Below are 20398 nucleotides of genomic sequence, written 5' to 3'. Positions count from 1 at the left end.
AGGCGCAAAGAAGCCTTTCATTCCCACCTGCAAGGTCGTATACACTGGGGAAAATTGATCGGTTCAGGGTTCAGGATGACGACTAAGTGGTTAACACTGTTTCTTTCGCAGGCAGTCAGCCGGGTGATGCTGGATGATATCCGCGCGATAGTGCCTGCTGAGGCGCTAAAGGTGTTTGTGAATGGCATGGATGAAGCCCACTACGCCACCATCGAATGTATACAGGCGGAGCAGCACTGCGCGCTGATCGCCTCCGCGATTGTGGTCTGGCGTCAGCTGGGGCATATCGAGCATATTGTGTATAAGAAGGGAGAGGTGTTAAGGGAGGAGACGGAGGCCACGCAGTTTCAGCTCTTTACGCTGCTGAAAACCCATCGCGCAGTGCTGCAGATCTCATGATAAGATTGCGCCCCCATAGTGCTGTTTGCAGCAGGTAGAGTATGAGAATTGGCATCCTGTTTCCGATCGCCATCATTGTGGCAGGCGTCGGCTTTCTGGCGTGGTTTATCGGCAGCGGTCTGGCCATGCCAGGCTCGTAACGGCTAAGGCAGCAGCGTGACGCGCGCTGCCCGTCCCCCGGCGTGGCCGACTGCGGGTCACGGTTAGCGCAGCTGACTGTCTTTACTGCCCCGACGGTTGTATAAACTGCTGGTCTGCTGCTGTTTATCGATTTTTTCCTGACAGGCTACGCAGTAGCGTACCCCTTTCAGCGCCTGGCGGCGGGCTTCAGGAATCGGCTCGCCACAGAGTTCACATTCGGTCGCGCTTTCGCCATGACCGAGCGACTGCCTCACCCGCTCGATGCCATCATTGACGGTGCTGTCAATCTGCTCCTGTACTGCGCCTTCTGACGCCCATCCGTTAGCCATGATACACCCCCTTTTTTCATTTCATTGCTTCTATAAATCTACAACATATTGACGTTTTTGCCGCAGAGCAGCGCACTATCTGTCACTGGCTGCCAGCCAGACGCCGCCACTGGCACTCAGCATAAGGTCACCCGCCCGCATCTGCTTCACCCTGCAATCACATTACTGCAACGTGTCGATAGCGGAGAGTTAAGTAAATGACAACACATCATCAACATTACATTAATGGCCAGTTTGTCGGTTCGCAGGGTGACCAGTGGATTGAGGTGATCAACCCGGCCACCGAGGCGTTGCTGTCACGCATCCCGCAGGGAAGTCGTGAGGACGCCCGTCTTGCCATCCACGCGGCAGAAGCCGCTCAGCCGGACTGGGAGGCGCTGCCTGCGGTAGAGCGTGGTCTCTGGCTGCATAAAATCGCCTCGGCCATCCGTGAGCGCGAACCGGAGCTGACGGCCACGATTGTGGCCGAAGGCGGAAAAACGCAGGGACTGGCGAAGACCGAAGTGCTGTTTACCGCCGACTATCTCGATTACATGGCGGAGTGGGCGCGGCGTTATGAAGGCGAAATCATCAACAGCGACCGACCCGGTGAGCATATCTTCCTGTTCAGAAAGGCGATTGGGGTGACAACCGGGATACTGCCGTGGAATTTCCCCTTCTTCCTGATCGCCCGTAAAGCCGCACCTGCCCTGATCACCGGCAACACCATCGTCATTAAACCCAGTGAGCTGACGCCAAACAATGCGGCGATCTTCGCCGATATTCTGCAGCAGACAGGCCTGCCCGCTGGGGTGATCAATATCGTCTATGGTTTCGGGCAGGACGTGGGCCAGGAGCTGGCGGCAAACCCGAAAGTCGGCCTGGTCAGCCTGACGGGTAGCGTCGGTGCCGGCATCGCCACCATGCAGGCCGCGGCACAGAACGTCACCAGCGTCTCCCTGGAGCTGGGCGGTAAGGCCCCGGCGATTGTCATGGCGGATGCTGACCTGGAGCTGGCCGTGCGCGCCATCGTCGCTTCGCGAATGATAAACAGCGGCCAGGTCTGTAACTGCGTTGAACGGCTCTATGTGCAGGAGGCGATTTATGACCGCTTTATCAACGCGCTCACGGCGGCTTTTCAGCAGGTGACCCTGGGTGACCCCGCCGAACAGAGCGATGTTGATATGGGGCCGCTGATCAGCGCTGCGGCACGCGATCGCGTTGAGCAGAAGGTGGCTGAGGCGGTCGCCGCAGGTGCCAGCGTGGTGCTGGGCGGCCGGCGCGCCGGCGAGAAAGGCTTTTTCTTCCAGCCCACGCTGCTGACCGGGGTTCGTCAGGAGATGCCGATTATGCAGGAGGAGATATTCGGGCCTGTGCTGCCGGTGATGAGCTTCAAAACGCTGGATGAGGCGATAGCCCTGGCGAACGACTGCCAGTATGGGCTGACCTCTTCCCTCTATACGCAGGATCTCAACACCACGCTCTATGCCCTGCGTAAGCTGAAGTTTGGCGAAACCTATGTTAACCGTGAAAATTTTGAGGCCATGCAGGGCTTTCATGCCGGATGGCGCAAATCGGGCATTGGCGGTGCCGATGGTAAACATGGTCTGGAGGCCTATCTGCAGACCCATGTCGCCTATCTGCAGGGCCATTAACAAAACGGGCCGCACAGGCGGCCCGTTTAATCTTTCTGTTCGCGACTCACTGATTGATGTCGACCGGATAGAAGATGTGTTTGCCAAAGGGATCGACCTGATAGCCGCTGACCGATTTGCGCACCGGCTCGAAGATCGTCGAGTGCGCAATCATCACCGCGGGCATCTGGTCATGCATCATCTGCTGCGCCTGCAGATAGAGTGCGGTGCGTTTGCCCTGATCCGGTTCGGCACGCGCTTCGGTAATTAACTTTTCAAATGGCTGATAGCACCATTTCGACGAGTTAGACCCGCCCTGTGCCGACGTGCAGCTGTAAAGCGGGCCAAAGAAGTTATCCGGATCGCCGGTCGCAGTGGTCCAGCCCATGAGTGCCGCCTGATGCTCGCCGCTGCGTACCCGTTTCAGGTACTCGCCCCACTCGTAGCTGACGATGCTGGCTTTGATGCCGACTTTGGCCCAGTCCGCCTGAATCATCTCCGCCATGCGGCGCGCGTTAGGGTTATAGGGGCGCTGCACCGGCATCGCCCAGAGCGCGATCTCCGTGCCCGGTTTGACCCCCGCCTGCTGCAACAAAACTTTGGCCTGCTCTGGATCGTAGTCGTAATCTTTCAGATCCTTATCGGCGCTCCAGACGCCCGGCGGCAGGATATTTTTTGCGACCGTGCCGGTGCCTTTGAAAATCGCCTCGATGATGGCCGGTTTGTTAATGGCCATTGCCAGCGCCTGGCGCACTTTGACATTGTCGGTGGGAGCTTTAGTGGTGTTAAACGCCAGGAAACCGGTGTTCAGCCCCGCCTTCTGTTCCAGGGTGATATCGGGGTTAGCGCGCATCTTCTCCAGATCGGCGGGATTAGGGAACGGCATCACCTGACACTCGTTCTTCTCCAGTTTGGCATACCGCACGGAAGCATCCGGCGTAATGCTGAACACCAGCCGATCAATCTTCGCCTTGCCCTGCCAGTAGTCCGGAAACGCCTTGTAAAGAATGCGTGAATCCTTCTGATACTGCACCAGCTCAAACGGACCGGTGCCAATCGGATTCATATCCACCTTCTCCGGCGTCCCCGCCTTCAGCATGGCATCAGCATATTCGGCTGAGTGGATAGAGGCGAAATACCAGGCGAGATCGGCCAGAAACGGCGCTTCAGAATGTGAGAGCGTAAAGCGGACGGTGTGATCGTCAACCCGGTCGATGCTTTTGATCAGGGTGGAGAGTTCCAGACTTTCAAAGTTCGAGTAGGTGCCGCCAGAGACGTTGTGGTAGGGGTTTTTCGGGTCCATCTGGCGCATAAACGAGAAAATCACATCATCGGCGTTAAAGTCGCGGCTGGGTTTAAACGCCTTATTACTCTGAAACTTTACGTTCTGCCGCAGATGGAAGGTATAGACCTTGCCGTCAGGGCTGATCTCCCAGCGTTCAGCCAGACTGGGCACCAGCTCGGTGGTGCCGGGGGTGAAGTCCACCAGCCGGTTGAACACCGGCACGGCGCTGGCATCCACACTGGTCCCGGAGGTGTAGAGCTGAGGATTGAAGTTTTCTGGCGAACCTTCAGAGCAGTAAACCAGGGTTCTGGCGTTCACGCTGCCAGCCAGCGCGACGCCTGCCGTCATCAGCGCTAAGGTGGCTATCTTTGTTTTCATTATCATCCTCGCTTTGTATTGACTTCTGGTGGGCACAATATCTAAATGAATCATTCAGATGCTTCATTGATAGCACGATTCGGCACCATAGCGAACCCTGCCTGTAGCTGACTAATAAGGAATAGTGATGACAGACAAACCTGAGTCTCAGCTCACCGAACGTTTTTTCCGTTACCTCGCCGTCAGCAGCCAGAGCGATGCCAAATCCACCACCCTGCCCAGCACACCGAGCCAGCACGCCATGGCTGCCCTGCTGGCGGAGGAGCTGCGTGCGCTGGGACTGGATCAGGTGGTGGTGGATGAACATGCCACCGTGACCGCCGTGAAGCGCGGCAACCGCCCTGACGCGCCACGCATCGGCTTTATTACCCATATCGACACCGTTGATGTCGGTCTGTCGCCCGATATCCATCCGCAGATCCTCACCTGGCAGGGCGAAGATCTCTGTCTCAACGCACAGCAGGATATCTGGCTGCGCCGCGATGAACATCCGGAGATCGCGCCCTACATCGGTGAGCCGGTTATTTTCAGCGACGGCACCAGCGTGCTGGGCGCAGACAACAAAGCCGCCGTGGCTGTGGTCATGACGCTGATGGCAAACCTCAGCGGCGATCATGGCGATATCGTGGTGGCCTTTGTGCCGGATGAGGAGATCGGCCTGCGCGGGGCGAAAGCGCTGGATCTGGAAACGCGCTTTAACGTGGACTTTGCCTGGACCATCGACTGCTGTGAACTGGGCGAAGTGGTCTATGAGAACTTCAATGGCGCCGCCGCAGAAATCGTGTTTACCGGCGTTCCGGCGCATCCGATGTCGGGCAAAGGGGTGCTGGTGAATCCCCTGCTGATGGCGCACGACTATATCAGCCTGTTTGACCGCCAGCAGACCCCGGAGCATACCGAAGGACGTGAAGGCTATATCTGGTTTAACGAGATTCAGGCCAACGCCAGCCGGGCGACCCTGAAAGCCTCCATCCGCGATTTTGACCTGACCCGCTTTGCGGCACGCAAACAGCAGTTAGAAGCGGCAGCCAGGGATATTGCGGCGCGTTATCCGACCGGTGAGGTCAGCATCACCATCAGCGATATCTACAGCAACATCAGCAATGCGCTGGGAGAGGATCGGCGGGCGATCGATCTGATCTTCACGGCCTTTGCCGCGCTGGAGATTGAACCCAAAGTGATCCCGATGCGCGGAGGAACGGACGGCGCGGCCCTCTCGGCCAAAGGCTTGCTGACGCCAAACTTCTTTACCGGCGCGCATAATTTCCATTCGCGCTTTGAGTTTCTGCCCATCTCCTCGTTTGTGAAGTCCTATCAGGTCGCGGAGAAACTCTGCCATCTGGCGGCAGAGTAAAGCGGAAAATCGGGCGCATTTCGCGCCCGATTAAGGTCAGGGTTTCGCGCTGACATCAATGCCAGGGAAATACTTCTCCGCCAGCTTTTTAATGGTGCCATCGCTCTGCACTTTGGCAATTGCCGCATCCAGCGACTGTTTCAGCTGGGTGTCATCCTTACGCAGTCCGTAGCCGATGCCGGAACCAAGAATCGCGTCATCCTCGACCGGTTTGCCGACAAAGCCGAAACCTTTGCCCTGTGGCTTATCGAGAAAGCCGGACTGACCGGCAGCAGACATCACCAGCGTGCCGTCAAGACGCCCCGCGACCATGTCGTTGTAAACCTGGTTCTGATCCTGATAAGAGGTCACCGTCACGCCCTGCGGCTCCCAGTGCTTCTTCGCGTAAGTTTCCTGAATGGACCCCTGCAGAACCCCGATATTTTTGCCCTTCAGACCGTCAGCGGTCGGGGCCAGATTCTCGCCGGTCTTCGCCACTAACATTGTCGGAATACGGTAGATGGGCTGGGTAAAGGCGATGCTTCTGGCGCGGGCTTCAGTAATGTTCATCGCCGAGTTAATCGCGTCAAACTTCTTTGCCTGCAGCGCCGGGATCAGCGCATCAAAGCTGCTCTCAACCCAGTGGCAGGTAAATTTGCCCGCCTGACAGATTGCATTGCCCAGCTCAATATCAAAGCCTTCGAGTTCGCCCTTCGCGTTGCGGCTTTCAAACGGGGGATATTGTGATTCCACGCCGTAACGTAAATCCTGTGCCAGTGCCTGTAGCGATGTCATCATGCCCAGAGCGAGGAAAAGCGCGTTCAGTTTCTTCATTATTAGCCCCGAAAAGTATTATTTACCCGTTTCCCCTGCTTCACGCTGTCGCGTGATTCAGCAGGAAAACGCACTCAGCGCTGCTGCGCCAGCTTCCAGCGTCGCCTCGTCCTTTGCAAAAGAGAGACGAATCAGTTTGTTGTCTGTGCCATCCATATAAAACGCCGACAGCGGAATGGTCGCCACGCCGTGATCGACGATAAGACGTTTTACCATTTCACTGTCGGGTTCGTCACTGAAATGTCCGTAGCTGGCGAGCATAAAGAACGAACCGGCGCTCGGCAGCAGCCTGAAGGGCGAATCCTGCATCAGCGCAATCAGCCGGTCGCGTTTCTGCTGATAGAACGCGCTGAGCGACAGATAATGATCCGGTGTCTGCAGATAGTGTGCGAAGCCCACCTGCATCGGCGTATCGGCGGCGTACATCATGAACTGATGCACTTTAACCAGTTCGGTCATCAGCGCCGCCGGGGCCAGACAGTAGCCCACCCGCCAGCCGGTAACGTGAAAGGTTTTGCCAAACGAGGAGACGATGACGCTGCGCGCAGCCAGCTCCGGATGCGTCGCCATCCCGCAGTGCGGGCGGCCATCAAACAGAATGTGCTCGTAAACCTCATCCGAGAGCACCACGATGTCTGTGTTGCGGATTAAGGCTGCCAGCTGGTTCAGATCCTCAGACGTCAGCACCTGCGCGCTGGGGTTGTGTGGCGTATTGATGATGATCATGCGAGTGCGCGGCGTAATCGCAGCCCGTAATGCCTCCCAGTCGATCGCAAAGGAAGGCACCGCCAGCTTCAGCCCGACCGGCTTTCCGCCCTGCAACCGGACGACTGGCGCATAGCTGTCGAAGGCTGGCTCAAAGAAGATCACCTCATCCCCCTGATGCACCAGCGCGGTGATCGCCATATAGATCCCCTGACTGGCGCTGCCGGTGATCAGCACTTCGCTGGCGGGATCGTATTTCCCGCCATAAAGCACCTCGACTTTCGTGGCGAGCGCTTCACGCAGAGCGGGCAGCCCCATCATGGGAGCATACTGATTGTGCCCCTCCTCCATCGCGCGGCTGACGGAGGCGACCAGCGCCGGGTCACAGGGAAAGCCCGGTGCGCCCTGCGACAGGTTAATCGCCTGATGCTGCGCTGACAGCTGGCCAATCACGCTAAAAATAGTGGTGCCGACATCCGGCAGTTTTGAGTGAACAGCAACAGGCGTTGTCAGGGACATACTCTCTCCATCAGAAACATAGCCGGTCTGATCCGGTAAAAAACTATTCAACGGGCTGCGGCTTGAGTCGGCAAGCGAAATGTCGTCATAATAGCCATGACAAAAATGCATAGCTGAGGTTTATCGTGTCGCGCTCATCGCTGCCGCTTAATGCCATCCACGCTTTTCTGGTGACCGCCCGCCATCTCAACCTGACCCACGCGGCGGGTGAACTCTGTCTGACTCAGGGGGCCGTGAGCCGCAAAATTGCCGCGCTGGAGCAGTGGCTGGGGGTAACGCTGTTTGACCGTCATGCCCGCGGGCTGCGGCTGACCGCCCAGGGCAGCGCGCTGCTGCCGGAATTACGTCAGGGATTTGAGATGATGGTGCAGGCCAGCGAGAAGGTGCGCCGCACGCAGGTCAGCATTCGGCTGAAAGCGCCGAGCTGCGCGATGCGCTGGCTGGTTCCCCGGCTGATCGCGCTGGAGCAGCAGCGGCCGGAACTGCATGTGGCGCTGACCACCACGCTGGATCACGCAGCCCGGCTGGGAAACTTTGATGCGGCAATTGTTTATGGCAAGCCACAGCCCGACGGGATCACCCTGTTCAGCGAATCACTGACGCCGGTCATGGCGGCGGTTCAGCCCGCACCAGACGACCTGGCGGCGCTGGAGTCGATGACGTTTCTGCATCCCACAGAGGACAAACGTGACTGGCAGTGCTGGCTGGAGGCGCAGCAGGTGACGCTGAAGATGCCGCGCAATCAGCATTTTTCCACCATGGACTTAGCGATCAGCGCGGCGATTCAGGGATTCGGGGTGGCGATTGCCGACAGCAATCTGGTGGAGAGTGACATCGCCAGCGGCAGGCTGATTAAGCCGTTCGCTGGCGAGGTGAAAACCGGCGCCGTTTACAGTCTACTGCAGCGGGCGCCGCAGGATGCGCCCCCCTTCCTGGCGGAACTGGTGGCGTGGCTGTGCCGGGATCAGAAGGTGACCCAGTCGCCATTATCCACAGGTTTAGCCTGAGCCACGCTCAGCGCCGGCGCTTTCGGCGCGGTGGGCTTGTGGCTGATGACCGGCGCAGGCTGGCTGGTGCCGGAAAGACGGAACTTCGACACTGACGCCTGGAGCGCTTCCGTCTGCAGTGCGAGCGCACTGGCTGCCGCAGAGACCTCTTCGACCAGTGAGGCGTTCTGCTGGGTCACGCTGTCCATTTCGGTCACTGCCGTGCCAACCTGAGAGATGCCCTTGCTCTGCTCTTCCGAGGCAGAGGCGATCTGTTTCATGATGGCATCCACATCCTGCACCGATTTCAGGATGTTGTTCATGGTGCCACCCGTGGTGCTGACCAGTTCGGCGCCTTTATCCACCCGCTGAACCGACTCTTCAATTAGCGTGGCGATCTCTTTGGCGGCGTTAGCACTGCGCTGAGCCAGACTCCGCACCTCTGAAGCCACCACCGCAAATCCGCGCCCCTGTTCCCCGGCACGCGCCGCTTCAACCGCGGCGTTGAGGGCCAGAATGTTGGTCTGGAAGGCGATACCGTTAATGACGTTGGTGATCTCAGCAATTTTCTTCGAGCTGCCGGAGATGCCATCCATGGTGCTGATCACTTCACTCACCAGCTGACCACCACGCTGCGCTGTCGTGGTCGCGGTCTCGGCCAGCAGGCTGGCCTGGCGCGCATTGTCGGCGTTAAATTTCACGGTCGCCGTCAGTTCCTCCATGCTGGCCGCGGTCTGTTCCAGCGCGGAGGCCTGCTCTTCGGTACGGGAGGAGAGATCGTTGTTTCCGGCAGAGATCTCCGCCGCGCCACGGGAGATATTTTCCGTGCCGTTGCGAATCGCACTGACCGCTTCGCGCAGGCTGTCCTGCATGGCACCCAACAGCGGCACCAGTTTACCGACGCAGTTGCGGCCAAAATCGGTCACCGGCTGGCTCAGATCGCCCGTGGCAATGACCGCGAAGTGCGTGCGGATGCTCTCCAGCGGACGCACCAGCATCGCCACCAGATAGCGATCGGTAAACAGCAGAATCAGCAGGCCGATGATCACTGCAATGGTGATAATCGTCTTGGTAATGGAGGTGAGATGATCGACCTCCACGCGGGTGGTATCGAGTTTTTCAGCCGCACCCTGGTTAAATTTGTCGGCACTCACGCCAAAGGCGCGGCTCAGCGGCGGGGTCACGTTGTTCGCCTGCTGGCGATAGGCATCCGGCGACGCCTGACGGGCCAGCTGCAGCTGCGGGGTCACGCCTTCGTCCAGCAGTTTCTGCCAGCTCTGAATCACGCTATCCACCACCTCCGGGTTCATCGGGCCCGGTGCCAGCTGCTTAAAGCGCGCCAGTTGCTGCGTCATGCTGTCCAGCGCCTGCTGCACCGGGGCATAGGCTTCATCCGTTAATGTTTTACCGGCAGCTTTACCTTCCATAACGCGCGACAGGCGCGTCACGACGCGGAAATATTGATCGTTCCCTTTGCTCAGAACCGTCATCTGTTCAACCAGATGACGGTCAACATCATTGCCTTCGCTCAGCGCGCCAAGCGAGTGGATGCTATAGAGCCCGACGCCGCTCCAGAGTAAGCAGAACAGTCCCAGAATGGAGAGCATCACTGCTCTGATGGTAAAATTTTTAAGCATTCCCATACCAAAATCCTATACACGTTGACCCGCAAGTGTCGGGCATAGGAGGTTTATCGGCATGGAATTGTGAAGATGTAACTGTTTTGTTACCTAATATTTTACAGCGTCCGGATGTCAGATTTCGGTTAAAAAAACGCTATATCAATCAGTTAGGATTAAAAAAGCAGATTTTTTCCATTCGCTTTATTTAATGGTTAGCGAGCTAATCATTAAATCCCCACTAAAGCCTGACCATGCGCGTCATCAGTAACCGGAAGAGGCGCAGACGGGCACGCATAAAGTTTCGCTTCAGCTTCAGGGCATGCTGGCGGTCGTCACCAAGTGACATTGTCACGTCATTGCCGGGGTGCCACGCGGGCCAGACTACCTCACCGTCCAGCTGGTGCGTATATTCCGTGGCGTCGCGGGCAAATCTGAACCAGTAGTCGCTGACCTGCGCCGCAAACGCCCTGTCCGCCTCACTGAACGGCCGGGCTTCGTTGGGGTCGGGCATCTGACTCAGCGTATCCAGCACATACGGCACTTCATTACCGTGCCAGGCACCATGAGGATAGAGGTCGCGGGCGTGCTCAGAGACATAATCAAACCAGTAGCGCCAGCCCGGCATGCCGACACGATACTGCGCCCGCATCACCAGCCACGGCATCAGGCTGAAGGCCATATCGCGCGCCACGGCCCGTCCCAGCAGTCGGTCGTCATGGATGTCATACATCCATTTAAGTGTCCGGTAGGTCAGCCGGTTTTTGTCACGCAACTGATGCAGCACGGCAGTGGCATCCACACCAAAATAGTCCAGTACGCTGGCCTCATCACTATTGCTGCCCGCCATCAGCGGCAGACGGTGCTGTTTAGCCGCCAGGAAGGTTTTCAGCATCGGCTCGGGCAGAACGGCGTCCCCGGCAATCGGCACCGGCGGGATCGCCAGCGTCCCCTCCAGCGACCAGAAGGCATCAGCAGGCAGCGCGCGCAACTGCTCTGCGGTGACATCAGGCGGCAGGCCAAAGTGTCGTGCCACCGCCACACCCTGCTGACGCGCCTTTTTCAGTGGGGTATCGGGCAGGCTGTAGGCGCTCTGGACAATGCCCTTGTGAAACAACCCTTCCGCCAGCGGCGAACAGCAGAGTGACAGCACGCTGCGCGCACCGGCCGATTCACCGAACAGGGTCACATTGCGACGGTCGCCGCCAAAAGCGGGAATATTGCGCTGAACCCATTGCAGGGCGGCGATCTGGTCGAGCAGACCAAAATTGTTCACCGTGCCGGCAACAGGGTATTCCGCATCCAGCGCGGGATGAGAGAAGAAGCCGAGATGGCCCAGCCGGTAGTTCAGGGTCACCACCACTGCGCCACGTGACGCCAGGGGTTTGCCGTTATAGGGGGCCAGTCCGCCTGCGCCAATGGTAAAGCCACCGCCATGCAGCCAGACCATCACCGGCAGCGGTCGGGCTGGCTCCACATCGGGTGTCCAGACGTTAAGATAGAGGCAGTCTTCACTGAACTCGCCGGGATTGCCTCCGCCGACAGCCTCACACCAGGCCCGATTCTGCCAGCCGGAGGCACCAAACTGTGTCGCGTCACGCACCTGCTGCCAGGGTGTGACCGGCTGGGGTGGCCGCCAGCGTAACGCGCCCACGGGCGGGGCTGCATAAGGTATGCCTTTGAATACGAAAAGGTCATCGTCCATGCTTCCACGTAACTCCCCTTCGGCAGTCATGATCCTCAGACCTGTTTCGTTTTTCATTCCTGATTCCCTGTTTACTCGTTCCTCCATTATTTGCAGGCCCGTCTGCATTGTCCAGGTTCAGGCGGGATTTGCAGAATATGCTGAACAACGCCCGGCAGCCCTCATCATGCTCAGCAGCCAGTTGCGGGAGTCAGGGGCGGTTTCCGATTAATTCTGTTTATCTTTAAAATGGCGGGAGAGTGATGTGGCCGCACAGCGCTGAGGGGGTGACTGACGGTTTTCCCCGCCAGCTGGCCCACCGGACCCGCTGATGGCATTAATCAATCGGGGTAATCACAGCGCTAAACCTGTGCAGGCCGGTAAAGCGAGGATTTGCGCTTTACCGGCACGGGTCAGCAGACAACGTGAATCTGCGCTGGATCTATGCCGGGCGTAACCCACACTGCGCCAGCGAGCGCTGCTGGCGCGCTTCGTAAAGCGCCATCTCATCCAGCACCTCACAGCCCAGCGCCGCCTCAAAGGTCTGTCGGCTCGCCTGTCCCGCAGAACGCACCTGCGCCTGGTCCCCCAGGTTAGACTGAAAGATCCCCGCCGCACTGACCGGCAGAAAATCCTCATAGACGATGGGATCGGCCACCACCCGGCCCTGGGCAATCAGGGTATCCAGGGATTCACCCTGAGCGGGCGGTGTCATCATGCCCTTTTCACTCAGGCGATAATGGAACCAGGCCAGCCCCTGCTGACGCAGCGTCGTCTCATCGTCGGGGAAGTCGCGGAAAATCGCGGCCAGGTGCTGCTGATGCTGCTCGTTATCCTGACCGCTGCCCGCCTCACTCAGCAGCCTGTCGTAGAGCGCCCGGCCTTTCGGCGTCAGCGCAACGCCTCGCTGCTCAATTTCCCCGAAGCGCGCAGTGTGGGTGCCCGGATGTCCATCCTGAAAGATGATCGCTTCTTCAAGCGCCCTGAAGCTGGTCTGACGCAGCAGGATCGGCACCTGACGACGTGGCGGCCCCTCGATCAGCGTTTTCGGATCGATGCCGCGCGACGGCATCAGCTGCTGGACACGGTCGATATCCAGCGTGCGCGGCGTCAGATGGTTGATGTGGCAGCCGGGAAAGCAGACCACATCGGCGATCAGGCGATGCTGCTGATTAAGCGCCTGATAGGTCTGACTGTCGACAGGGCTGTGAGCGTGCCAGCGAAAGGTTTCCAGCGCTTCGGTAACAAAGGCCTCCGCCTGGTCAGCGGTGAAGCCGCCCTGCTCCTGATGCACCCGCAGCAGCGCCCGGCAGCGGGGAGTAAAAATGTCACGCGCGGCCAGAATCGTTGTCGCCTTCTCGCGCAGCGCGGGATCGTCGATCAGTTCAGGACGCAACAGTGAGGTGAAAACCCGGAAGGGATTGCGACGCAGCGCCGTGTCATCGACCGGTCGGAACGCGGTGGAGTGAACCGGCACGCCTGCCTGAGAGAGATCGTAATAGCCCACCGGGGACATGCCCATGACCGCAAACAGCTGGCGCAGCGTGGCGAGTTCATCCGCCGTCCCGACCCGAATGGCACCGTGACGCTCAATATTGAGCCGGTCAATCTCATCTGCGGCCGTAAGGCGATCTTTCAGCGCGCAGTCTGCGTCCAGCGTGCGTTCGTTGACGGTGGCGACCAGCTGCATCAGCGTGCCGTACTGCGGCACCTCCTGCTGATACATTCCTGACATCGCCTGAGAGAAACGGGTACGGATGCGATCCGCACTGAGAAAGTTTTCCATCTTATCCACCTGACACCGTGAGCGTTGCAGCTAATGTAATGCAACGCGCCGGTCTCAGCGGAAAAAATCACGAATCTGTGATCGGCTTAAAGCCGTAACGGTTTTTCAGCAGCAGCATCAGGGTGGTGATCACCGCCGGTATCGCCAGCAGCAGAAAGATCACGCTGAACGACCAGCCCAGGGACATCATCTCTGCTCCCACGAAAGCGCTCAGGATCGCCCCGACGCGACCCACAGCGTGCATCCAGCTGGAGCCGGTGGCGCGGGCATGGGTGGGATAGTAGCTGGCAGATAACGCATTCATCCCGGTGTTGGCCCCGTTAAAGCAAAAGCCACTGCAAAAAGCGATGGCGCTCATCATACCCACTTCGGCCGGTGAGAATCCCAGGGCGACAATAAACAGGCCGCCACAGCCGTAGATCGCCGCCAGCGCCAGATTGGCGTTGAACCGATCCATCATCCAGCCCGCAAAGAGCGATCCGAGGGTCCCACCCGCCTGATACATCGCAGTAATGATCGCCGCTTCGGTGACCGACATGCCCAGGGTGTTAACCAGTGAGGGCAGCCAGCTGCCAATCAGGTAGACCATGAACAGGCCCATAAAATAGCCGCCCCACAGCATCACGCTGCCAAACAGATAGCGGCGCGAAAGCACGGTACCGATTGCGCCACGCACCGGCACGCTGGCTTCAGGTGCGTGAAAGGCGCAGTCGGGTGCGGTTTTACCCGGCAGCATCCGCTCCAGGATGGCGTGAATGCGTGCAGCCGGCGCGCCACGACCGATCAGAAATCGCACCGACTCCGGCAGGCCACGGATCAGAAAAGGGAGCACCAGCAGCGGCAGGATACCGCCCAGCAGCAGTACCGAATGCCAGTCATAGCGGGGCAACAGCCAGGAGGCGGCAAAACCGCCGCTGGCCGCGCCGAAGGTGAAACCGCAAAAGACCACGGTGATAATGAAGGCGCGACGACGTTCGGGCGCATACTCCGCGACCAGCGTGCCAACGTTGGGCATCGCGGCCCCCAGTCCCAGCCCGGTCAGAAAGCGAAACAGCATCATCTGTTCGATGTTCTGAGAAAAAGCGGTTGCCAGCGTCCAGAGACCAAAAAAGAAGACGCTGAAGATAATCATCATGCGCCGGCCATAACGGTCAGCAAGCGGCCCTGCCACCATCGCACCCAGTGCCAGGCCGATCAGTGCGGCGCTGATGACGCCCCCCAGCTGATGATTGCTTACGCCCCAGGCTGCTTTCAGCGTTGGCGCGATAAATCCCATAATCGCAATGTCCATGCCATCGAGTGCCACCACGATAAAACAGAGTGCAATAAGCCGCTTTTGCCAGTGGCTGAGCCCCTGCTGGTTGATAAGCTGGCGGACATCTACCGCCTCGACGCTGGTCAATGGACACTCCTCGGGAGTAACGGGATCGGACATCAGTTTAAGTAAAAAAAACGGCGCTTATGATAGCCCATCGTTAACCTTAAGCGGTCAGATTTTTGTCGGGTGATGAGAATTCTTCAGTTTCAGCGCGGTAAGTGCCTGATATTACACTGGCGGGTGATGGGCGGTGACGGCGGGAGGGACTGCATAAGTCAGTCAGATCAGTCAGTTAACTAAAGAAAGGCCATATTTACCCTTTTTGTTAAATAAAATTTGCAGCAAAGTTAACAGATTTCATTTTAAAGTATTGCTTAATGTCGGCCATTCTCATTAAGTTTACGCTATGGACAAAAATATCCTTTTCAATCAGCGCATTCGCTTGCGCCACCTTCACACCTTTGTTGCGGTTGCGCAGCAAGGCACGCTTGGACGGGCGGCAGAGACCCTCAGCCTGAGTCAGCCCGCCCTTTCAAAAACCCTGAACGAGCTGGAGGAGCTGACGGGTGCCCGCCTCTTTGAACGCGGGCGGCTGGGCGCGCAGCTGACCACCATGGGAGAGCAGTTTCTGACCCATGCGGTTCGGGTGCTGGACGCCCTGAACCATGCCGGACAGAGTTTCAATGAGCAGCCGGGTGATGCCCCGGCCATTATCAGGCTGGGGGCGCTCACCACGGCGGCGATGGGCATGCTGCCACGTATCCTGGATCGTTTTCATCAGCTGCAACCCAATACCACTATTCAGGTAGCAACGCTGCATAACAACGTCCTGCTGGCTGGCCTGCGCGGCGGCGAGTTTGATATCGGTATCGGCCGTATGGCTGACAGCGACATGATGACCGGTCTCACCTACGAATTGCTGTTTCTGGAGTCCCTGAAGCTGGTGGTGAGGCCGGAACACCCCCTCTTAAGTGACAATGTCACCTTATCCCGGGCGATGCAGTGGCCGGTGGTGATCTCACCGGAAGGCACCGCCCCGCGCCGCATCGCGCAGCAGATGCTTGATGAACAGGGCTGCACGCTGCCGCCCCACTGTATTGAAACCTCCTCCACCTCACTGGCGCGTCAGCTGGCGCTGCGCTACGACTACATCTGGTTTGTGCCGTCCGGGGCCATCAAGGAGGACCTCAGCCACAATGCCGTCTGTGCCCTGCCGATTCACTCCTCCGGACCGGGTGAACCGGTCGGCATCATCACCCGCACCGGCGCGGAGCTGAGCCTGAGTGCCGAAGTGTTAATGTCGACCATCCGTAAATTTCACAGCTAGCGGCTGCGTTTGGCATGCCGCTCGCGGTTTTCCAGCCGCGCCTTGTCCGTTTTCCGCAGCCCGACATAGAGCGCCCCGGCGCCACCGTGCCGGGTCTGCGCCACACAGAAAGTCTGAACGTCATCGAACTGCTGCAGCCACCGCGCCAGATAGCTGCGCACGATGTTAGCGTGCGATTCATCATCGCGCCCCTTGCCGTGGATAATCAGCAGATTGCGTAAACCCAGTTTGTGCGCCTGCATCATAAAGTTAAACAGCGCCTGACGGCAGGTTTCGACCGGTTGCCGCAGCAGGTTGAGACTGGCATCCAGCTTATACTCCCCTCTGCGCAGCTTATCGACGATGCCCTGCTGAATGCCGTCGGCTTTATACTCCAGCGGCGTATTGAGCGGAATAATCTCCAGATCGCCCCGGGTAAGAAAGTTCTCCAGCACCGACTCATCGGGTGCTTTGCGTGGCACTTTGGTTGAGGGGGATTTAAGCCACAGGGTTGTGGTGGTGTCTTTCAGCGGCGTGACATCACCCATGGCATCCCGAAACAGATCGTTATCATCAAGGTTCATGGTTTTCTCACACCTGATTAAAATTGATAGCCTACAAAAACAGGTCTTACCCGATAGCGTAGCAAAAGGTGTAAACACCGGGCCAGCCCACTTTTCTGATTATGACTGGCCGCAGGTTTTCGTGTAACGGATCAAAAAAACGGAAACTTTTCGTGACACTTATGCCGCGCGCCGTTCTGAGAAGCCCGTCACATCTGCGTTTAGCGATGTGTGAATCATCCCTGGTTTTTGTAAGTGTAAAACTGCTCGGATGAGTTCCCTTCAGCTCAAAAAATGTTAAAATTGACCCCAGTCAATAATCGTCGAGCGAACCATTATGATCCCTGAAAAACGCAGCATTCGTCGTATTCAGTCGGGCGGTTGTGCCATTCACTGCCAGGATTGCAGCATCAGTCAGCTCTGCATCCCCTTCACGCTAAATGAACATGAGCTGGATCAGCTCGACAACATCATTGAGCGTAAAAAACCGATTCAGAAAGGGCAAACGCTTTTCAAAGCGGGTGACGAACTGAAGTCGCTGTACGCCATCCGTTCCGGCACGATCAAAAGCTACACCATTACTGAGCAGGGTGATGAGCAGATTACCGGCTTCCATCTGGCGGGTGATTTAGTTGGCTTTGATGCCATTATGGGTTCCAGCCATCCCAGCTTTGCGCAGGCGCTGGAAACCGCGATGGTCTGTGAAATTCCTTTTGAGACCCTTGATGACCTGTCAGGCAAAATGCCTGCCCTGCGTCAGCAGATGATGCGTCTGATGAGCGGTGAAATCAAAGGCGACCAGGATATGATCCTGCTGCTCTCCAAGAAAAACGCAGAGGAGCGCCTGGCGGCCTTTATCTGGAACCTCTCCCGCCGCTTCGGCCAGCGCGGCTTCTCACAGCGTGAATTCCGCCTCACCATGACGCGTGGCGACATCGGTAATTATCTGGGCCTGACGGTGGAAACGATCAGCCGTCTGCTGGGTCGATTCCAGAAGTCCGGTATGCTGGCGGTGAAAGGCAAATATATCACTATCGAGAACCACGCCCTGCTGGAAGAGTTAGCAGGTCAGAGCCATCAGGCCGCCTGATCTGCCACCGGATCAATAAATCTTATTTTGTTGATCCGGCAGTAACTTTTTCACTTCTTCCCCTGTGCAACATAGGCTATCTTTATTCCAGTCGCTCTGGTTTAAGGAGAACGCCTCATGTCCCAGTACCAAAATATTCTGGTCGCCATTGATGCCCAGCAAGACGATCAGCCCGCGCTGCGACGTGCGGTCTATCTGAATCAACGTATTGGCGGGAGAATTAAAGCCTTTCTGCCTATCTATGACTTTTCCTATGAGATGACCACCCTGCTGTCGCCGGACGAACGCGCCTCCATGCGTCAGGGCGTCATCAGCCAGCGCACCGAATGGATTCGTGAACAGGCCCGCGCCTATCTGGATGCCGGTGTCGAAATCGACATCAAGGTTATCTGGCATAACCGGCCCTATGAAGCGATTATCCAGGAAGTGCTCGCCCATCAGCATGACCTTGTGCTGAAAATGGCCCACCAGCATGACCGCCTGGAGTCCGTGATTTTTACTCCCACCGACTGGCATCTGCTGCGTAAATGCCCCTGCCCGGTCTGGATGGTGAAAGATCAGCCCTGGCCGGAGGGCGGTAAAGCTATCGTCGCCGTCAATCTTGCCAGCGAAGAGCCGCATCATGATGGCCTGAATCAGAAGCTGATTCGTGAAACGGTGAAGCTGGCGGAAAAGGTCAATCAGACCGAGGTGCACCTGGTCGGCGCCTACCCGATTACGCCGATCAACATCGCGATTGAGCTGCCTGATTTCGACCCCAGCGTCTATAACGACGCCATCCGCGGTCAGCATCTGGTGGCCATGAAAGCGTTGCGGCAGAAGTTTTCCATTGGTGAAGAGTTCACCCACGTTGCCAAAGGGCTGCCTGAAGAGGTTATCCCGGATCTGGCTTCGCATCTGGGAGCCGGCGTGGTGGTGCTGGGCACCATCGGACGCACCGGACTTTCGGCTGCATTTCTGGGTAATACGGCGGAACAGGTGATCGATCACCTGCGCTGCGATCTGCTGGCGATTAAGCCAGACGATTTTAAATCGCCGATTGATCTGGATGATGAAGAGGATGAGGAGGATTAAACCTCCGCAAAAAAAGGGGCGGCAGATTAGCCGCCCCTTTTCTGTTACAGCGCTTTGAGAATCGCTTCGACGCTGGCTTTGGCATCGCCAAACAGCATCTGACTGTTCTCTTTAAAGAACAGCGGATTCTGCACCCCGGCATAGCCGGTGTTCATTGAACGTTTGAAGACCACCACATTGTGTGCTTTCCACACCTCCAGCACCGGCATGCCGGCAATCGGGCTGCGGGGATCATCCTGCGCCGCCGGGTTCACCGTGTCATTCGCGCCGATAACCAGCACCGTATCGGTTTCACTGAAGTCATCGTTGATCTCATCCATCTCCAGCACCACGTCATACGGCACTTTGGCCTCTGCCAGCAGCACGTTCATGTGTCCTGGCAGGCGGCCCGCCACCGGATGAATACCGAAACGCACCCGGATGCCGAGGGCACGCAGTTGGGCTGTCAGATCCGCTACCGGATACTGTGCCTGTGCCACCGCCATGCCATAGCCTGGCGTGATAATCACCGACGCAGAGGACTTCAGCATCTCAGCTGTCTCTTCAGGGGAGATCTCGCGATGTTCTCCTGCTTCCTGACTCTCATCGCTGCTGCTGGCTTCGGTGCCAAAGCCGCCCGCAATCACGCTGATGAACGAACGGTTCATCGCTTTACACATGATGTAGGAGAGGATTGCACCGGATGAGCCCACCAGCGCACCGGTCACGATCAGCAGGTCATTGCTGAGCATAAAACCGGCCGCGGCCGCAGCCCAGCCTGAGTAAGAGTTGAGCATCGACACCACAACCGGCATATCTGCACCGCCAATGGAGGCAACCAGATGCCAGCCAAAGGCCAGCGCAATGACCGTCATCAGCAGCAGGGCAAACACCTGCGCCGCGGTGCTGCTGGTGTCAACAAACCAGAGCAGCAGCAGGAAGGAGACGACCAGCGCCAGCAGATTGAGCTTATGACGGTGGGGCAGCGTCAGCGGTCGTGAGGAGATTTTGCCGCACAGCTTGCCAAACGCCACCAGTGAGCCGGTAAAGGTAACGGCACCGATAAAGATCCCGATAAAGACTTCGCTGAGATGGATATTCTCCATCGCGGCAGGCAGGCCTGGCGCATGGTCGATATAGCTGTTAATCCCGACCAGCACCGCGGCCAGACCCACAAAGCTGTGCAGAATCGCCACCAGCTCTGGCATTTCGGTCATTTCGACTTTTTTTGCCAGGCGAATGCCGATTGCACCGCCAATTACCATCGCCAGCAGGATCCAGGCCACATTGCCGCTGTCCGGGCCGAAGATGGTTGCGACAAGGGCAAGCGCCATCCCGCTGATGCCGAAAATGTTGCCCCGTTTAGCGGTCTCATGACGCGAAAGACCGGCAAGACTACAGATGAACAGAATGGCAGCCACAATATAGGCTGCAGTGACTAATCCGCCAGACATGAA

18 protein-coding genes are annotated in these 20398 nt (G+C 57.8%); 8 read left to right on the top strand and 10 right to left on the bottom strand.

Annotation, left to right across the window (positions count from 1 at the left end):
• Positions 1–75: 75 nt before the first annotated feature.
• Positions 76–399, top strand: a complete 324-nt coding sequence (locus OJ965_RS11540) for a hypothetical protein (protein ID WP_265139248.1) — start codon at positions 76–78, stop codon at positions 397–399.
• A gap of 41 nt (positions 400–440) precedes the next feature.
• Positions 441–539 carry a YoaK family small membrane protein gene (locus OJ965_RS11535; RefSeq protein WP_008925225.1) on the top strand — a complete coding sequence of 33 codons (99 nt, stop codon included), beginning with the start codon at positions 441–443 and terminating at the stop codon, positions 537–539.
• A gap of 63 nt (positions 540–602) precedes the next feature.
• Here the strand turns inward: OJ965_RS11535 and OJ965_RS11530 are convergent, their stop codons facing one another.
• The gene (locus OJ965_RS11530) at positions 603–869 is read right to left on the bottom strand and encodes a DksA/TraR family C4-type zinc finger protein (RefSeq protein WP_009090111.1); all 267 of its coding nucleotides are present in this window, start codon (positions 867–869) and stop codon (positions 603–605) included.
• Between the two features lie 197 nt (positions 870–1066).
• Here OJ965_RS11530 and aldA point away from each other — a divergent pair, with 197 nt between their 5' ends.
• A complete protein-coding gene (gene aldA, locus OJ965_RS11525) occupies positions 1067–2503 on the top strand; it encodes an aldehyde dehydrogenase (protein ID WP_265139247.1) in 1437 nt (478 codons plus the stop codon).
• Between the two features lie 46 nt (positions 2504–2549).
• Here aldA and OJ965_RS11520 read toward each other — a convergent pair whose 3' ends face one another.
• Positions 2550–4145 (bottom strand): ABC transporter substrate-binding protein, encoded by a 1596-nt coding sequence (locus OJ965_RS11520; protein ID WP_265139246.1) that lies wholly within the window; start codon positions 4143–4145, stop codon positions 2550–2552.
• Positions 4146–4272: 127 nt separating this feature from the next.
• Between OJ965_RS11520 and pepT the strand changes: the two genes are divergently transcribed.
• A complete protein-coding gene (gene pepT / locus OJ965_RS11515; RefSeq protein ID WP_265139245.1) occupies positions 4273–5499 on the top strand; it encodes a peptidase T in 1227 nt (408 codons plus the stop codon).
• A gap of 36 nt (positions 5500–5535) precedes the next feature.
• Here the strand turns inward: pepT and OJ965_RS11510 are convergent, their stop codons facing one another.
• Positions 5536–6312: an ABC transporter substrate-binding protein gene (locus OJ965_RS11510; RefSeq protein ID WP_046101873.1), complete on the bottom strand. Its 777-nt coding sequence runs from the start codon at positions 6310–6312 to the stop codon at positions 5536–5538.
• Positions 6313–6369: 57 nt separating this feature from the next.
• Positions 6370–7536, bottom strand: a complete 1167-nt coding sequence (locus OJ965_RS11505; protein WP_265139244.1) for a methionine aminotransferase — start codon at positions 7534–7536, stop codon at positions 6370–6372.
• Between the two features lie 125 nt (positions 7537–7661).
• Between OJ965_RS11505 and OJ965_RS11500 the strand changes: the two genes are divergently transcribed.
• Positions 7662–8543, top strand: a complete 882-nt coding sequence (locus OJ965_RS11500; RefSeq protein ID WP_265139243.1) for a LysR substrate-binding domain-containing protein — start codon at positions 7662–7664, stop codon at positions 8541–8543.
• Here the strand turns inward: OJ965_RS11500 and OJ965_RS11495 are convergent.
• The 4 genes from OJ965_RS11495 to OJ965_RS11480 all read right to left on the bottom strand — a co-directional run bounded on the left by OJ965_RS11495 (position 8501) and on the right by OJ965_RS11480 (position 15013).
• Positions 8501–10165 (bottom strand): methyl-accepting chemotaxis protein, encoded by a 1665-nt coding sequence (locus OJ965_RS11495; protein ID WP_009090099.1) that lies wholly within the window; start codon positions 10163–10165, stop codon positions 8501–8503. The genes OJ965_RS11500 and OJ965_RS11495 overlap by 43 nt on opposite strands.
• 217 nt (positions 10166–10382) lie before the next feature.
• Complete coding sequence (locus OJ965_RS11490; protein ID WP_009090097.1) at positions 10383–11903, bottom strand: carboxylesterase/lipase family protein; 1521 nt, start codon at positions 11901–11903, stop codon at positions 10383–10385.
• A 364-nt stretch (positions 11904–12267) separates the two neighbouring features.
• Positions 12268–13611, bottom strand: coding sequence for a 2-oxoadipate dioxygenase/decarboxylase HglS (gene hglS / locus OJ965_RS11485; RefSeq protein ID WP_265139242.1), 1344 nt, complete (start codon positions 13609–13611; stop codon positions 12268–12270).
• 67 nt (positions 13612–13678) lie between these two features.
• The gene (locus OJ965_RS11480) at positions 13679–15013 is read right to left on the bottom strand and encodes an MFS transporter (protein ID WP_046101878.1); all 1335 of its coding nucleotides are present in this window, start codon (positions 15011–15013) and stop codon (positions 13679–13681) included.
• A gap of 322 nt (positions 15014–15335) precedes the next feature.
• Between OJ965_RS11480 and OJ965_RS11475 the strand changes: the two genes are divergently transcribed.
• Positions 15336–16256 (top strand): LysR substrate-binding domain-containing protein, encoded by a 921-nt coding sequence (locus OJ965_RS11475; RefSeq protein WP_009090092.1) that lies wholly within the window; start codon positions 15336–15338, stop codon positions 16254–16256.
• Here the strand turns inward: OJ965_RS11475 and smrA are convergent.
• Positions 16253–16819, bottom strand: coding sequence for a DNA endonuclease SmrA (gene smrA, locus OJ965_RS11470; protein ID WP_265139241.1), 567 nt, complete (start codon positions 16817–16819; stop codon positions 16253–16255). The genes OJ965_RS11475 and smrA overlap by 4 nt on opposite strands.
• Before the next feature lie 316 nt (positions 16820–17135).
• On the opposite strand from smrA, the gene OJ965_RS11465 reads away from it, so the two are divergent.
• Positions 17136–17888, top strand: a complete 753-nt coding sequence (locus tag OJ965_RS11465) for an FNR family transcription factor (RefSeq protein WP_010244686.1) — start codon at positions 17136–17138, stop codon at positions 17886–17888.
• A 117-nt stretch (positions 17889–18005) separates the two neighbouring features.
• On the top strand, positions 18006–18962 hold the full coding sequence (gene uspE / locus OJ965_RS11460; protein ID WP_046101879.1) for a universal stress protein UspE: 957 nt from the start codon (positions 18006–18008) through the stop codon (positions 18960–18962).
• 44 nt (positions 18963–19006) lie between these two features.
• Here uspE and pntB read toward each other — a convergent pair whose 3' ends face one another.
• Positions 19007–20395 carry a Re/Si-specific NAD(P)(+) transhydrogenase subunit beta gene (gene pntB / locus OJ965_RS11455; RefSeq protein ID WP_265139240.1) on the bottom strand — a complete coding sequence of 463 codons (1389 nt, stop codon included), beginning with the start codon at positions 20393–20395 and terminating at the stop codon, positions 19007–19009.
• Positions 20396–20398: the final 3 nt, after the last annotated feature.

It is taken from the genome of Pantoea anthophila (assembly GCF_026104315.1).
Lineage (GTDB): Bacteria > Pseudomonadota > Gammaproteobacteria > Enterobacterales > Enterobacteriaceae > Pantoea > Pantoea anthophila.
Note: the sequence above shows the minus strand (reverse complement) of the source record. Positions and strands in the feature narration are given on the sequence as shown.